Origin of the sequence: Paenibacillus sp. V4I9 (genome assembly GCF_030817295.1) — a bacterium.
Classification (GTDB): Bacteria; Bacillota; Bacilli; order Paenibacillales; family NBRC-103111; genus Paenibacillus_E.
In genome coordinates this window covers 3,768,452-3,784,080 of the sequence record NZ_JAUSZE010000001.1, presented here as the reverse complement: position 1 = coordinate 3,784,080, position 15,629 = coordinate 3,768,452, and the positions used below count along the sequence as shown (strand labels likewise).

Genomic DNA, 15,629 nt, shown 5'->3' with positions numbered 1-15,629 from the left:
CTCCTTAATGGCTTCTCAATTTTTCGCTTCTTCTTTTCAACCACTCAAGTGCTAATAATATAGAAATCGATACGAGACCTAGGACGAAAGCAACGCTGTTCGCTGCCACGAGGTGGAATTGTTCGGCATCTTGATAAACAAGGGTTGTAGCTGTTTGCGTTTGATTAATGATATTACCGGATACGACTAGGATTGATCCAAACTCACCAAGTGCTCTTGCGATCGTTAGGATGAGACCGTATAGCACGCCCCAACGAATACCTGGCCATGTAATTTGAATGAATGTACGCCAGGCGCCAGCCCCTAAAGTAGCAGAAGCTTCTTCTGACTGTGTACCAATCTCTTCAAGTAAAGGCACCACTTCACGTACCATCAAAGGGAACGTAATGAACATCGTTGCTAAGACCATACCGGGTACAGCATAGACAATTTTCATATTATGATCTTCCATGAAGGTGCCAAACGCTGTATTTGGACCAAAAATCAAAATAACCATTAGACCAACAATAATAGGAGATACCGCAAATGGTAGATCAATAAGTGCATTGATTACAGGTTTCAACCAGCGAGAGATCCAAGAACCTCTGACAATTTCTAAGGAAACATAAATGCCGACTATGGCATTAAGAATGGTTACAATCACTACGATAATTAAAGAAATTTTCATGGCATGCAAGGCTTCAGGTCGTACAAGAGCGTCGAAAAAAGCTTGCGGACCTTCTTCAAAAGCACCAAAGGTAATACCAAGAAAAGGTAACATAATAAGTAAGAAAATAACGAGAAACGAAATACTGATCAATACTTTTCTCATGCTAGGCGCCCCTTTCCACGTGTCAGTACATTGATGATCCAGAGAATAAGGACGGACAATGTAAGGAGCACGAGAGAGATAGCTGCTGCGCCTTCAGGATTAAAGTTCTGTGTTTCACCATATATATAGACCGACGCCACCATCGTTTTACCGGGCAAATTGCCTGATATAAGGGAGATGGCTCCAAATTCGGCAAGTGATCGAGAAAAGGCGAGCATGCTGCCGGCAATGATACCTGGGAAGATGGCTGGGAAAACGATTCTACAGAAAGTGTAAAATCTACCCGCGCCAAGCGTAAAGCTGGCTTGTTCTTCGGCTGGATCGATTTGTTCAAGCAAGGGTTGAACCGTTCGAATAACAAAAGGAAAGGTAACAAATACAAGGCCGATCACGATAGCAGTTTGATTATAAAGCAGCTTAATTCCCAAATGGTCGAGCCAGACACCTAGTGGACTTGAAGGTCCTAATAGGGTTAGGAACATTAAACCAGCTACTGAAGTCGGAAGCGAGAAGGGAAGATCAACCATGCTGTTTAAAATGCTTTTGCCGCGGAAGGTATAGCGGACGAGGACATATGCAATGATGGTACCTACAATCGCTTGAATGACGGTTGAGACAACGCTGAGCTTAATAGTTAGCAGAATGGACTTCCAGGCTAAAGGTCCTGTAACCTCTTTCCAAAATGGATCCCATCCTAAGGAAAATCCTTTCAAATAGATGGAACCTATTGGGATGACAAGAAGTACAATCAAATAGCCAATAAGCACAGATCGAACCGTAGCTTTAAACACCTTATTCCCCACATTACACCACCTAATTTTATTAATCATAGCTATTTACTCGGAATAATAAATTGACTATACCAACGATCGTTCTAATTTGTCAATACGCCTAACCTCATTTTTTATGCAAGAAAGATGAAATTTTTTTTAGCTAAATACATTCACAACGGATATTGCTTGATTTGCAAGACTATAATACGACTTTAGCACATGATTTTCCGATGTTAAAAGACTAGCTTATTAATGAAGGAATATTTCAGAATGAATAATCGTTGTCTGAAAGCAACCTATTTCTTAATGGAATAGTCTTTTAGTATGCAGAAAAAGTCATTGACGCAGTCAAAAACTGGTGATAGTATAGTAAACATATTAAAACCAAGTAAAAAGGTATGAATTATAAAATTAAATAAAAGAGTCGACCAGATGACTGGAGACTCCCATTCTTGCTTCGTATTTTGAGGCATGAATCGGGAGTCTTTTCCGTTTTCTAACGCCACTTTACTTTATGAGAAGAAAGAGGGATTCGCATGCTAGCTAATCGCACTTCATCATTAACTGAATCTAAGTTTTGGCAGCCTTGGGTCATACCGATCCTCATTTTGTTTCTCTGGCAAGTTCTTGGATTATCCGGGTGGTTATCTGAGCGCATTCTGCCTACGCCTTGGGAGGTTTTAACTGCCTTATACGGTGTAATTAAGGATGGATCTATTTTTGAATACGTAGCAGTGAGCACGAAGCGGGCTTTTCTTGGGTTCCTGATTGGAGGGAGCATTGCATTCGTCATTGGTTTGCTAAATGGGGTATTCCCAATAGCCGAACGATATATTGATTCTTCTGTCCAAATGGTTCGTACCATTCCCCACCTAGCGATGATTCCTCTTGTTATTATGTGGTTTGGTATCGGTGAGACATCAAAGCTGTTCCTCGTTTCATTGGGAGTTGCTTTCCCCATATACCTTAATACGTTTCACGGGATTCGATCCGTCGATCCAGGTTTAGTAGAAATGGGTAAAGTGTACGGCCTTAAAGGATTCGCGTTATTTGCGAAAGTGATTTTACCAGGGGCATTAGCGAACATTTTGCTTGGCATCCGATTTTCTTTAGGCATCATGTGGCTTAGTTTAATTGTAGCCGAAACGATTGCTGCGGATTCCGGAATTGGTTATATGGCAACGCATGCCAGAGAGTTTATGCAAATGGATGTTGTCGTGTTATGTGTGATCTTGTACGCCTTATTGGGGAAATTATCTGATTTAATTGCAAAGTATTTTGAAAATCGTTGGCTGAAATGGCATCACAACTACTTGAATAAAGCATAGAGAAGGAGGAAAAGTCATGAGCATTAAAAGCGGAGGCACTCAGCTGCACATCCGGAATGTAAACAAAGCATTTGGTCAAACACATGTGTTATCTGGAATTGATTTATCGATTAAACAGGGAGAATTTGTAGCAATAGTGGGTCGCAGTGGTTGTGGAAAAAGTACATTGCTTCGTTTAATTGCAGGACTCGATGAAGCTTCAAGCGGTGCCATCTTATTAGATGCTCAGGCGATCAATGGTATTCACGAAGATACGAGGGTACTGTTTCAGGAGCACCGTCTGCTGCCGTGGAAAAAGAATATCGATAACGTGCGGATCGGCGTTAAATCCGGCGACAAAGAAGTCGCGTTTAAAGCACTCCAGCAAGTTGGGCTTGAACATAAGCGGGATGATTGGCCTGCTGTTCTCTCCGGTGGTCAAAGGCAGCGAGTTGCTTTGGCAAGAGCGCTGGCCGGTAATCCGCGTCTGCTGCTTTTAGATGAACCGTTAGGCGCTTTGGATGCTTTAACTCGGATTGAAATGCAGCAGCTTATTGAGCAGCTATGGTTGGAGAAGCAATTCACGGTCCTGTTGGTCACGCATGATGTTAGTGAAGCTGTAGCGTTAGCTGACAGGGTCATCATTATCGAAGATGGGAAAATTGGGCTGGATTTAAAGATCTCACTTTCTCGACCTAGAGAACATGATAGTGGATTTGCTTACTATGAGAAGACCATTTTGGATAGGCTTCTTGTGAAGCAATCGTATGAGCAGGTAAGAATTGCGGCAGATGCATTCTCGATTTAACGAAAAGAAGAACGAAATTAAAGGGGGACTTAGGAATGACTCAATTTGATTTGCAGCTTCAAGCGGATGTACTAATTATTGGTGGAGGACCTTCTGGTGCATGGGCGGCCATAACAGCGGCGAAAGAAGGAGCGAAAGTCGTTCTTGTTGATAAAGGATATTGCGGAACAAGCGGTGCTACGGCACCATCTGGCACAGGCTTATGGTACGTGAATCCCAATGCGGATGAGCGTGAAGAAGCCATGAAGAGCAGGGAAGCGCTAGGCGGTTATTTAGCTGATCGCGGTTGGATGAAGAAAGTCCTAGACCAAACGTATACCAATACGAATCAAATTGCTGCATGGGGATATCCATTCCCGCTCGATGAAACTGGAACTTCGCATCGGAAGAGCTTGCAAGGGCCTGAATACATGAAGTTGATGCGCAAGCAAGTGCAGAAAGCAGGAGTCCGCATCCTGGACCACAGCCCGGCGCTAGAACTTCTAGCTGATGAGCATGGTGTAGCAGGGGCAACTGGGGTAAATAACCAAACGAAAGATACATGGCGTGTGGATGCGACCTCAGTCGTGATTGCAACGGGCGGATGTGCTTTCCTTAGTAAGGCTCTAGGGACGAATGTCTTGACAGGTGATGGGTACTTGCTCGCAGCTGAAGCGGGAGCTAACTTATCAGGCATGGAATTCTCCACTGCGTATTCCTTAGCGCCGGCCTTTTCTCCTGTAACGAAGTCTGCCTTCTACACGTGGGCAACATTTTACTATGAAGATGGCAGTGTAATAGAAGGCGCGGGCTCGCAAAAGGGGCGTTCAGTGATTGCTCGAACGCTGCTGACTCAGCAAGTTTTCGCCAGAATCGATAAGGCTGATGATATCATCAAAAAAGCGATGCGTCAGGCGCAGCCTAACTTCTTTCTATCATTCGATCGCCTGGGTATTGACCCGTTCACACAAAAGTTTCCTGTCACCCTGCGGTTTGAAGGGACGGTAAGAGGCACAGGCGGTATCCATATCATTGACGAAACGTGTGCGACGGAAGTGCCTGGTCTTTATGCAGCAGGAGATGCAGCGACAAGAGAGCTAATCTGCGGTGGATTTACCGGCGGTGGAAGTCACAACGCAGCTTGGGCTATGTCCTCAGGGTATTTCTCAGGTGAAGCATCGGCTAAATATGCGCTAAAACTGGGTGCTGGAGCTTCAAATAGGAAGGCTAAAGGATTGTCCGAGGCAACAGGTGTACCCAAACAAGCAACGACAAGATCAGATGCTCCTGATACGCAAGAAATTATCAAAGCAGTTCAAGCCGAAGTATTCCCGTATGACCGCAATTGGTTCCGTACAGGTGAAGGCTTGCAAGATTCGCTGGGACGCTTGAATCATCTCTGGCAAGAGCTGAAGCAAGGCATTCAAGCAAGTGATGGGAATGTTGTTCGAGTCCGTGAAGCAGCTGCTATGACGGCAACAGCCAGATGGATGTACACCAGTGGTTTGGAACGAAAGGAAACGCGTGGTATGCATCGCCGGGAGGATTTCCCTCGAGTTGATCAAGATCAGCAATATCGCATCATCAGCGGTGGTTTGGATACAACATGGGCTAAGCCTTTGATTGATCAATCCGTTTCAAGCGTCAAAAAGGAGGCTGTTGTGTAATGATTGAACTGCTCAGTAAGGATCGCTGCATTAGCTGCAATCAGTGTGTATCCGTATGCCCAACGAATGTATTCGAATCCGTAGTTGGAGATATTCCGGTCATCGCCAGACAATCGGACTGCCAAAGCTGCTTCATGTGCGAGCTATACTGCCCAACGGATGCTCTTTACGTATCTCCGGTAGCGGAACAAACTATTGCAGTCGACGAAGGGGAGTTAGTTCAAGAAGGTTTATTAGGAAGCTACAAAGAGAACATAGGCTGGGGGAAAGGCAGAGAATCGACAGCCTCCTCAGACGGTTCATATATCATCTTTCAACGTATGCGGGCATCGCATTAATTCGTTCATTATCCATTTCACATAACTATCAGGGGGTCCAAAGACATATGACACAGAGATCATTGAAAGTGCTCAGTATTGCTCTTATTTTAACTTTATTTACAGTATTCTTAGCGGCTTGCGGTACAAAATCGACGAAAACAACGGCTCCAGCAACCACCACTACGATAGCATCAGATGCAAAAATTACACTGCCTGAAACACTTCGTATCGGTTTTATTTCGGCGAATAATAATAAGACCATCACAGGACCGGAAGGCTGGGCGCAATCCAAAGGTTACTTGGAAAGTGAACTCAAGAAATACGGCGTTAAGGAGTTCAAATATTTCAACTTCCCGAATGGTCCTAACTTGAACGAGGCGATTACCGCGGGAACATTGGATGTTGGGATTTATGGGGATACTCCCGCAATTAATGGGAAAGCTGCAGGTCTGAAGACTCGTTTGATTAACCAAACGCAATTCAAGATGAATGCTTGGCTGGTAGCTAAAGCAGACGGTCCGAAGACGCTCTCTGAGCTCAAAGGTAAAAAGGTAGCTACTTCCCAGGGCTCCTATATGAGCCGATATTTAACTAGCTTGCTTAAGGAGCAAGGGCTTGATAAAGATGTGAAGATCCTGCATTTATTACCTGCTGATGGCGAAGCTGCATTATCCCGCGGTGACATTGCAGCCTATGGCTATCCAACTGGATTCGGGCCTTTACTTCTGAAAAAAGGATATGTTGCCATTGATGAAGCGGCCAACCATCCGGTTCTACAAGGCTCAAGTCTAACCGTAGTTACGGAAGATTATTTGGCTAAGAACCCTCAATTTCCTAAACTCTGGAACGATCTTCGCACGAAAGCAGTAAAGGAAATTCGTGAGAACAGTGAAGAGTTTTTCAAATTCTATGCGGAAGCATCCGGCTATCCAGTGGACGTTGTGAAAGCATCCTTCAAAATCGATCAGTGGCCCGTTGAATCAAGCACACCGGATGGGTTAAAGCTAATAGAAGAAACGAAGAAATTTCTTGTGGAGCAAGGATTAGCGAAGAAAGATTTTGTTATAACGGACTGGTTAGTGAAATAGGATTGACCAAGGGGGGATGAGGGTGAAAGAAGTTCCAATTTCCTATGTAAAGGCTAATCAAACGGGTATTGTTGTCTTTGTCCTACTGGCATTTGCGTTTCAATGGACTTGGCTAGTTGGCTTGCTTTGGGTGATTCAGTTGCTTGGCTTTGTAGGTGGTGGGAAATGGAATCTGTTCGTTGTAGTGTCTAAACAGTTTCTATCTCGAATCGGTACAGAAACACAAGCCGCAGAGTTGACAAGGTTTAACAATGCTTTGGCTGTATTATTCCTTACTTTATCACTTGCTTCTTTTACCATCGGTTGGAGTATGGTGGGGTATATCTTCACTGGCTTTTTACTCTTAGCTGCAGGCGCAGCCTTGTTGGGCTATTGCATCGGATGTACGATTTATTATCAGTATAAGCAATTCATCGTCAGACGGCGAGTGAAGCGCGGTTAATGAAAGCTAAATATGGAAAGACTCTCACTAGAGTAAGGTGGGAGTCTTTTCTATCCACATAATGAAGTCAAAAAATCTAATTAGGGCAAATGATAATTGCCGGAAATATGTAAAAAATAGGATTGACACCTCTATTAGGTGATGCTAATATTGGTTTATACCTAATCCACACTAAACTTATCGGAATTATATGCAAATGCGAAAGGGAGTTAACATCATGGAGCATGCTATCACAATTCAAAGCGACGACGTCGAATTGGCCGCAACGTTGCATTACCCGACAAATCAATCAGGAGCCGCGCAAGTTGATTGTCAACGTTGGCCGCTTATTATCATCTGTCATGGCTTTATTGGCAGCCGGATAGGGGTGGATCGGCTATTTGTGAAAGCAGCTCGTGAGTTTAGCTCGCAAGGATACCTGGTTCTCCGTTTCGATTACGGTGGTTGCGGTGAGAGCACTGGCGACTATGGAGCCGGCGGGCTGGATGTTCTGATTGAACAAACGCGAAGTGTCATTGATTATGCCTCAACTATTGATTGTGTAGATCTTAGTCGTGTGATCTTGGTGGGTCATAGCTTAGGCGGTGCGGCTGCAGTTTTAACGGCTGCGAGAGATAATCGTGTGAAAACACTCGTGCTATGGTCAGCTGTCGCTCATCCACACAATGATATTGTAAGAATTGTAAGCAAATCTGAATACGAGAAACTTCCTATAGGTGGAGCGATCGATCATCATGGCTATGTATTGACAAGTCAATTTTTTGATTCTTTATCCCAGCATCAACCGTTTGAACAACTGCGTAAATTTAACGGCGATGTCCTCGTTATTCACGGTACTGCGGACGATACAATACCAGTCGATTATGCGCCATTATACCAGAAGATGTTCTGGATGCGATCAGAGGGGCAATGCGAACTCGAGCTTGTTTATCAAGCAGATCATACTTATTCAACAACAGGTTCTGCGAAAGAACTTTTTGAGAAAACAGGGAACTGGTTAACCTTTATTCAAAAGCAGAAAAAAGATTGGAACGATTGGACAATTTAATGGAAGCGGAGGCAATAGAATGGCGAAACCACTAGAGTTAGACGATGTTTGGGTGGATAGAATTAAACAAATGTTAAACGGGTTGGAATACGGTTCCGTTCAAATCGTCGTACACGATGGTAAAATTGCTCAAATCGATAAAACAGAGAGAAAACGATTCGACGCGTCATCTCAACCGCAATCCCAACTGCAAGCAGTAAAATCAGTCAAACAAACGAGTAAAGGTTAGCATAAAGCGGTTAAGTATAAAAGTGGTCTACAAGCCCTCTTTCTTCGGAAAGGGGGCTGTTTTCATGTAGCGGAAGCCGTATAATGAGGAAGAACAGGCGTAACATTTTGGAGTGAAATGGAAAGTTAATGGAGGGACCTTATGCAGAAGCAGCATTTTATATGGAAAGACTCTCAGCAGATTAATAACTATGTATATGAATGGCTGCCTGATGAGACCAGTGAAATAAAAGCGGTTGTGCAAATCGCACATGGCATGTCCGAGACGGCCGTTAGGTATGAGAGGCTAGCTGCTTTATTAACGAGCCAAGGTTATGCTGTCTATGCAAACGATCATTTGGGGCATGGACGAACAGCAGGATCACCTGAAGCCGTAGGTAAATTTGGCAAAGACTGCTTTCATGGCATGGTTAAAAATATGGGGGAGATCACTAGTGAGATCCGTAAAAGGTATCCAAGTCATATTCCATTATTTATGATGGGCCATAGTATGGGCTCATTCTTAACGCAGCACTACATGGTATCGTACCTAACAAAGCATCCGGACTACGTTCAAGGAATTATTTTGTCAGGCTCCAATGGCAAACAGGGTGCAGCTCTACAAGCAGCAATCGCTATTGCTGCAGCAGAAGCAGCTATTCGTGGAGATCATCACCGGAGTAAGCTTGTTACGTCTCTTTCATTTGGAGCATTTAATAAAAGATTTGCACCGAACCGAACGCCATTCGACTGGTTGAGTAATGATGCAAGTGAAGTTGATAAGTATGTAGACGATCCTTATTGCGGCGTTACGTTTACATCGGGTTATTTCAGAGATTTCTTTAGAGCACTTAAGGAGATTCATCAAGCTAATCATGTGAACCAAATCCGTAAAGATTTGCCTTTATACGTATTCGCAGGTGAAGATGATCCAGTTGGTGGAGGTAAAGGGATACGCAGCTTGCTCAGCATGTACGAGGAACTTGGGCTTAAAAACGTTAGCAGCAAGCTTTATCCCCGCGGCAGACATGAAATGTTGAATGAAGTGAATCGGGATGAAGTCATGGATGACATTGCAGCATGGCTGAATGAGCAGGTTGCGTCTAGGGGTTAAAATAACGAAGTGACTAAAAGATAGAAGGCTGCTCCTACTGTAGAGAAATCTATAAGTGAGGGGCAGCTTTTGCTTTTTAAGTGAATAAGAGGAGTGACTTATGCGTTTCGCTGAAGCTGCAGGCGAATGCCTTCACGATCGATTTGAATCCAGTATTCTACGATACGTTCGTTTTCGATGCGATACACGGCGCTGGCGATCTCAATAATGGTTTGACCAGTTGGCGGAAAGCCGTCGACTTCTCCAATGTGAGTGCCAGTCTGTTTCCAGCGTACGTAAACACGATCTTCCTGTGCAATTAGTTCTTGTACTTCCAGGTGGAAATCACCGTAGGCTGCGATCATTTCCCTAACGTGGTCAGCATAATTGGCTGGTGTTCGGCAAACGGTGGTTTCGTTTTCTGCGGTCATTTGATGAGCAAGCACCTGCTCGGCCATGTAGAGAGTAGCTGTATCCGGCGCAAGACCGGAGCGAACTTTTTCGAAAAATTGGCGTACAATTTCTGATGGTAATGTAGTCATAGGGCACCTCTTCACAAAATTGATTCTACCCATATTGTACATGAAAACGAAACCTCGCTGGTCCATTTCAGAGAGATTTTTGCTTTTTTTATGTCGCTATGGTGCTTGGTATTCTACAATTATTCGGTATCTGGAAACATAAATTTAAGAGCGAGGACCTCTGGAAATGGTGATGCGGAAATTCTAGGATAGAAAAAACAGCCTGGTTGCAGATCTTTTAATGATCTGTAATCAGGCTGTTTTCGTTGCTGTTACTGGAGTAAACGGCGGAATTCCTCGGTCAGCAGCGGCACGACTTCGAACAGATCGCCGACGATGCCATAGTCGGCGACTTTAAAGATCGGCGCCTCAGCATCCTTGTTAATCGCGATGATGACGCGCGAAGAGCTCATCCCGGCAAGATGCTGGATGGCGCCGCTAATGCCGCACGCGATGTAGATCTCCGGCGTCACGACCTTGCCGGTCTGGCCGATTTGCATCGCGTACTCGCAGTAGCCCGCGTCGCAGGCTCCGCGGGAAGCCCCGACAGCGCCGCCCAAGACGGCAGCCAGCTCTTCGAGCGGCTGGAAGCCATCGGCGCTGCGCACGCCCCGTCCGCCGGAGACAACGATCTTGGCTTCTGCCAAGTCGATGGTGCCGGACGTTTTCTTGACGACCTCCCTAATGATGCTGCGCAGGGAGGGAGCGGGGTAAGCAACATCGATGACCTCAGCTTGACGCGATGCGTCAGGCTCGGAGGCTGCGATGTTGTTCGGTCTTATCGTAACGACCCATGTGCCATCCGGGTCGGTAAACGCTTTCTTTTCGACGGCTTTGCCTGCGTAAAGCGGTCGAGTGAACTGCACGCTATCTCCGCTGCGCGAGATAGCCGTAACGTCAGAGAGCTGGCCTGCTGCGAGCTTCGCCGCGGCCAGCGGTGCGAGATCTCGGCCAACTGCCGTGTGGCCGAAGTAGAGCGCGCCTGGCTGGGCGGTATCCGTGACAGCCAGCAAAGCGCTCAAATAGGCTTCCGAGCTGTAGCTCTCCAGCTGGTTGTCTTCGACGACATAGATGGTGTCTGCGCCATAAGCCGCAAGCTCACCAGCAAGCGCTTTGCTTCCTGCGCCGCCAATCAATACTGCGGCGATAGCATCGCCATCAGCTGCGGAAAGCTGCGCTGCGCGTAATGCTTCAAAAGATACTTGCCGCAGCTTGCCACCGCGTGCTTCTGCAACAACGAGAAATGTTTTGCTCATAAATGTAGCCTCCCCTTTATTTAGATCACTTTGGATTCGCTGCGTAATGCTTGCACGAGTTCAGTAACTTGCTGTGGAAGGTCGCCCTTTAGAATGCGGCCTGCCTTACGCTCAGGTGGCAAGGTCAACTCCGTGCGTTCTGTTTTAGCGACTGCAAAATCAGCGCCCTCAATATCATCAAGCGATAAGTGCTGGAACGGTTTTTTCTTTGCCTTCATAATCCCAGGAAGTGAAGGATAGCGTGGCTCGTTCAAGCCTTGCTGTGCTGTGAACAGAGCAGGGAGAGGCACCTCGATCACTTCGATATCGCCTTCTGCATCGCGGTGAGCAACCGCTTTTCCTCCGGTAATTTCCAGCTTCGTAATAGAGGCAACATGAGGTAAGCCTAGGAGGGAAGAAAGTCGGATAGCGACTTGCCCAGCCCCATTGTCGACGGAGAAATTACCGCCTAATAGTAGATCGACGGACTGTCCACGCAAATAGTTGGCCAAAATTTCAGCCACTTCGAACTCATCTCCCTTAATGCGCTCATCGGAGATAAGAACGGCTTCATCAGCCCCCATCGCCAGAGCAGTACGTAGAGCTTCAGCGGTACGTTCGGGACCAACGGAGAGGAGGGTGACCTTGCCACCCAGCTCATCTCGAATTTGAATCGCTTGTTCAACCGCATATTCATCGTAAGGATTGATGACGAATTTCACGCCTTCCTCTTGAACGGCCCCGTTATGCAGGACGATTTTTTCCTCCGTATCAAACGTTTGCTTCAACAATACAAAAATATCCATAGTCAAGCTCCTTCCTGAATATACATGTTATACAGACCTTAAGACTCGATGCCTTTCATGAAAAAATCAATGGTAGGCCCAACTTGAGCGGTTAAGGAATACTTCTGCCCGGATATGAGCCAAGAAGTAACGACTTCATCCATGCCGCCAAAAATGAGAAGCCTCACAAGCTTCACTTCAAAATCTGGACGGAAACTGCCGTCTTTCTTTCCTTTTTCTAATATATTTTCAATGAGGATAATATATCTCTTTAGTGCAAGGCCAATCTCTTTGCGAAGCTCGAGATCACTCTGTCTGAGCTCGATTTGGGTGAGGTAAGCAAGATGAATATTCCCTTCCAGTACACTGAAATGAATCTCACATACTTTGTGCAGCGCTTCTCTAGCTGTCATTTGGTCATTCAGCCCATTATTGAGCTTCTCTACAAGCTCGCCTAATTTCTCCTGAAACAGGCTGGTCAAAATATCCTCCTTCTTCTTGAAATAAAGATAGATGGTGCCATCGGCCACGCCAGCTTCCTTGGCGATTCGGGATACTTGGGATTTGTGAAAGCCGTGCTCAGCAAATACTTTCAGAGCGCCTTCGAGTATTGCGTAATACTTGTCTGGTTTTTTGCCACTTGTCAAGGAGATCACCTCGGTGTTAGAATACAAATATCAGTGAATGAATACTCATTCATTTTCGTAATTTCATCATAAAATACGCAGTACGCCTTGTCAACGACTTATTCAGCTTATTAAAGCAAGTAGGAAGGTTTGCCGGCTTACACTTCACAATGAAGCAGTTTTCAACTCTGGAAATAGGGTCAAATGGAACTTGCTTTTTTACGATATTTGAATGTAAGCGGTTACTTTATTTGGCATGTGGGGATCCGAGTTCAGTAGAAAGTGGGGCGATGTTATGGCTCATTATTGTTGGATTCGAGCAGGATCTTGGCTAGCTTGGAATAAATAAGAGTCCATAAAGACTCCTATATCTGTAGAAGGCAATGAAAATGAGGAAATAGCTGTCTCTAGAGGCTCTTATTTATAAGGTTTTTGATCAAAATGGTGTGATTCAAGTGGAATAAGAGTCCCTAGAGACTCCTATATCCTTAGAAGGCGATGAAAATGAGGAAATAGCAGTCTCTAAAGGCTCTTATTTATCTGGATTCAAGCAAGATGGAGTGATTCATGTGGAATAAGAGTCCCCAAAGACTCCTATATCTGTAGAAGTCATAGAAAATGTGGAAATAGCAGTCTCTAAAGGCTCTTATTTACTTGAATTTCGAGCAACAAGGTGTGATTCGCTCGATTCTTATTATCTGGTAATCGCTCAAAACAATCGAGTTTTCGTCGATTTTGAATGGATAAGAAAGGGGACTTACTAAGGGAACTTGCTAAGCCCATTCATACGAAATCTTACGAAAACGCAGAACATGCTTATGAAGAAAGTTTTGCTAAAGCAAAACTCTAGGGAGGGTCCTCAATGACCGGTTCACTCATTCAGTTTCTATTATTTCTGGCGGTTACGGGGTTTGCAGTGTATTTGTTTGTACGTGTTGTATATCACCGATATTTGTACATTAGGCTTGGCAAGTCTGTGAATTTGAAAAAGGAAGCGAAAGCAAGGTTGAAGGAGTTTGCGATTCAGGTATTTGGCCAGACCAAGCTGTTGAAGGATAAGAAAAGTGGCATTATGCACATTGTCATCTTTTATGGATTCATTATTTTGCAGCTTGGGGCGCTCGATCTCATTCTGAAGGGATTAATTGGCCATGGGTTACCAATACCAGGTTACGATTATTTTACATTGATGCAGGAAGTGACGGTAGCGCTGATTCTTCTGGCCATGGGATATGCGACTTATCGACGTTATGTAGAAAAGCTAAAAAGGCTGAAACGCGGTTGGAAGCCTAGTGTCGTTATATTCTTCATTTTTTTCTTGATGCTATCTGTCGTCGTCAGCGGTGGGTTTGAACGGGTAAAGGAAGGGATGGAAACATCCGCATTTGCACCTATTTCATCTCTGTTCGCAGCATCATTTAGCAGTATGTCGCATACAGCGGCTACGGTTGGTTTCTATATAAGCTGGTGGATGCATTTGCTGATCCTACTCTCATTTCTGATCTATGTGCCGCAGTCGAAGCATTTTCACATTATTACAGCACCTATCAATATCTTGCTGCGTCGTACAGAGCCTGTCGGTAAATTGGCTTCTCTGGATTTGGAGGATGAAGAGGCTGAGTCGTTCGGTGTAGGTAAAATCGAGGATTTCACGCAGAAGCAGATGCTTGATTTCTACTCCTGTGTAGAATGCGGGCGCTGCACGAATGTTTGTCCCGCGAATACAACTGGAAAGATGCTATCGCCGATGCATTTGATTACGAAGCTTCGTGATCATTTGACGGAAAAAGGCGCAGCCATCACCTCCAAATCACCATGGGTGCCAGCTTTTGCTTTCGCTAGTCCAAGTACCCATAACCCGCTTGAAGTTGAGCTCATTGGCGGCGTTATAACGGAAGAAGAGCTATGGGCTTGTACAACCTGCCGTAATTGTGAGGATCAATGTCCTGTAGGAAATGAGCATGTGGATAAGATCATCGATCTGCGCCGACATCTTGTCCTGACACAAGGCAGTATGCCTCATGATGGCAGGCGGGCTTTACAAAACATCGAGAGACAAGGAAACCCTTGGGGTATTAGCCGGAATGATCGCGTGAAATGGGTCAAAGAAGTAGATCCGGATGATGAACTCGGCGTGCGTACGGTGAAGGAAAATCCGGAATTTGAGTACTTGTTTTTCTTGGGTTCCATGGGTGCTTACGATAATCGCAGCCGCAAGATCACGCATTCTTTTGTGAAATTGATGAAGGAAGCTGGTGTCTCCTTTGCCATTTTGGGCAATGAGGAGAAGAATTCCGGGGACACACCTCGCCGGATGGGCAATGAATTTCTATTCCAACAGCTGTGTGCGGACAATATTGCGACTTTTCAAAAGTATAAGGTTCAGAAAATCGTAACGACGTGCCCGCATACGTATCATACATTCAAAAATGAATATCCCGAATTTGGCCTTAAGGCAGACGTTTTCCATCACACCGAGCTGTTGGATCTGTGGGTGAAAGTGGGGCGTCTTAAGCCGCAACATGAAGTTAGAGAGCGTATTACGTACCACGATTCTTGCTATCTAGGCCGCTACAACGAAGTGTATGAGGAGCCGCGCAATGTACTGCGAGCAATTCCAGGGGTTGAGTTGGTTGAGCAAGACCGTTCTCGCGAGAACAGTATGTGCTGCGGTGCCGGAGGCGGCATGATGTGGATGGAAGAAACCGCAGGTACACGCGTTAATGTAGCGCGCACGGAACAGCTTTTAAGTGTGAAGCCCACCGTTATCAGTTCTGCCTGTCCTTATTGCTTAACGATGGTGGAGGATGGAACGAAGCTTAAGGAGGCCTGGGAACAGGTTAAAGCGCGAGATATCGCTGAAATTCTTGCCTTGTCTGTGTTTGGAACGCCTTAGGATAAACGACTTCCGTCGCCCTA

16 protein-coding genes are annotated in these 15,629 nt (G+C 45.3%); 10 read left to right on the top strand and 6 right to left on the bottom strand.

Annotated features, from left to right (window positions below):
- Window positions 1–4 precede the first annotated feature (4 nt).
- Both QFZ81_RS17780 and cysT read right to left on the bottom strand, forming a co-directional pair.
- Window positions 5–811 carry a sulfate ABC transporter permease subunit gene (locus QFZ81_RS17780; protein ID WP_307442198.1) on the bottom strand — a complete coding sequence of 269 codons (807 nt, stop codon included), beginning with the start codon at window positions 809–811 and terminating at the stop codon, window positions 5–7.
- Window positions 808–1,614 (bottom strand): sulfate ABC transporter permease subunit CysT, encoded by an 807-nt coding sequence (cysT, locus tag QFZ81_RS17775; protein WP_307442200.1) that lies wholly within the window; start codon window positions 1,612–1,614, stop codon window positions 808–810. The genes QFZ81_RS17780 and cysT overlap by 4 nt, the downstream gene beginning before the upstream one ends.
- 506 nt (window positions 1,615–2,120) lie before the next feature.
- Between cysT and QFZ81_RS17770 the strand changes: the two genes are divergently transcribed.
- From QFZ81_RS17770 to QFZ81_RS17730, 9 genes are all read left to right on the top strand, one after another.
- Window positions 2,121–2,912, top strand: a complete 792-nt coding sequence (locus QFZ81_RS17770) for an ABC transporter permease subunit (RefSeq protein ID WP_307603772.1) — start codon at window positions 2,121–2,123, stop codon at window positions 2,910–2,912.
- Between the two features lie 16 nt (window positions 2,913–2,928).
- The gene (locus QFZ81_RS17765) at window positions 2,929–3,699 is read left to right on the top strand and encodes an ATP-binding cassette domain-containing protein (protein WP_307442202.1); all 771 of its coding nucleotides are present in this window, start codon (window positions 2,929–2,931) and stop codon (window positions 3,697–3,699) included.
- Between the two features lie 35 nt (window positions 3,700–3,734).
- Window positions 3,735–5,345 (top strand): FAD-dependent oxidoreductase, encoded by a 1,611-nt coding sequence (locus tag QFZ81_RS17760; RefSeq protein WP_307603770.1) that lies wholly within the window; start codon window positions 3,735–3,737, stop codon window positions 5,343–5,345.
- Window positions 5,345–5,683: a 4Fe-4S binding protein gene (locus QFZ81_RS17755; RefSeq protein WP_307603768.1), complete on the top strand. Its 339-nt coding sequence runs from the start codon at window positions 5,345–5,347 to the stop codon at window positions 5,681–5,683. The genes QFZ81_RS17760 and QFZ81_RS17755 overlap by 1 nt, the downstream gene beginning before the upstream one ends.
- A 47-nt stretch (window positions 5,684–5,730) precedes the next feature.
- Window positions 5,731–6,753, top strand: a complete 1,023-nt coding sequence (locus QFZ81_RS17750) for an ABC transporter substrate-binding protein (protein WP_307442207.1) — start codon at window positions 5,731–5,733, stop codon at window positions 6,751–6,753.
- Between the two features lie 22 nt (window positions 6,754–6,775).
- A complete protein-coding gene (locus tag QFZ81_RS17745; protein ID WP_307603766.1) occupies window positions 6,776–7,195 on the top strand; it encodes a DUF4395 domain-containing protein in 420 nt (139 codons plus the stop codon).
- 217 nt (window positions 7,196–7,412) lie between these two features.
- Window positions 7,413–8,243: an alpha/beta hydrolase family protein gene (locus QFZ81_RS17740; protein ID WP_307442211.1), complete on the top strand. Its 831-nt coding sequence runs from the start codon at window positions 7,413–7,415 to the stop codon at window positions 8,241–8,243.
- A 19-nt stretch (window positions 8,244–8,262) separates the two neighbouring features.
- Window positions 8,263–8,472, top strand: a complete 210-nt coding sequence (locus tag QFZ81_RS17735) for a YezD family protein (RefSeq protein ID WP_057302418.1) — start codon at window positions 8,263–8,265, stop codon at window positions 8,470–8,472.
- A gap of 141 nt (window positions 8,473–8,613) precedes the next feature.
- Complete coding sequence (locus QFZ81_RS17730) at window positions 8,614–9,564, top strand: alpha/beta fold hydrolase (protein ID WP_307603764.1); 951 nt, start codon at window positions 8,614–8,616, stop codon at window positions 9,562–9,564.
- 98 nt (window positions 9,565–9,662) lie between these two features.
- Here the strand turns inward: QFZ81_RS17730 and QFZ81_RS17725 are convergent, their stop codons facing one another.
- From QFZ81_RS17725 to QFZ81_RS17710, 4 genes are all read right to left on the bottom strand, one after another.
- A complete protein-coding gene (locus tag QFZ81_RS17725; protein ID WP_307442214.1) occupies window positions 9,663–10,085 on the bottom strand; it encodes an ester cyclase in 423 nt (140 codons plus the stop codon).
- A 251-nt stretch (window positions 10,086–10,336) separates the two neighbouring features.
- Complete coding sequence (locus tag QFZ81_RS17720; RefSeq protein WP_307603762.1) at window positions 10,337–11,320, bottom strand: electron transfer flavoprotein subunit alpha/FixB family protein; 984 nt, start codon at window positions 11,318–11,320, stop codon at window positions 10,337–10,339.
- 20 nt (window positions 11,321–11,340) lie between these two features.
- Complete coding sequence (locus QFZ81_RS17715) at window positions 11,341–12,105, bottom strand: electron transfer flavoprotein subunit beta/FixA family protein (protein WP_307442218.1); 765 nt, start codon at window positions 12,103–12,105, stop codon at window positions 11,341–11,343.
- A 38-nt stretch (window positions 12,106–12,143) separates the two neighbouring features.
- Window positions 12,144–12,731, bottom strand: coding sequence for a fatty acid metabolism transcriptional regulator FadR (locus tag QFZ81_RS17710; protein WP_057302424.1), 588 nt, complete (start codon window positions 12,729–12,731; stop codon window positions 12,144–12,146).
- Window positions 12,732–13,572: 841 nt separating this feature from the next.
- Between QFZ81_RS17710 and QFZ81_RS17705 the strand changes: the two genes are divergently transcribed.
- Window positions 13,573–15,606 carry a (Fe-S)-binding protein gene (locus tag QFZ81_RS17705; protein ID WP_307603760.1) on the top strand — a complete coding sequence of 678 codons (2,034 nt, stop codon included), beginning with the start codon at window positions 13,573–13,575 and terminating at the stop codon, window positions 15,604–15,606.
- Window positions 15,607–15,629: the final 23 nt, after the last annotated feature.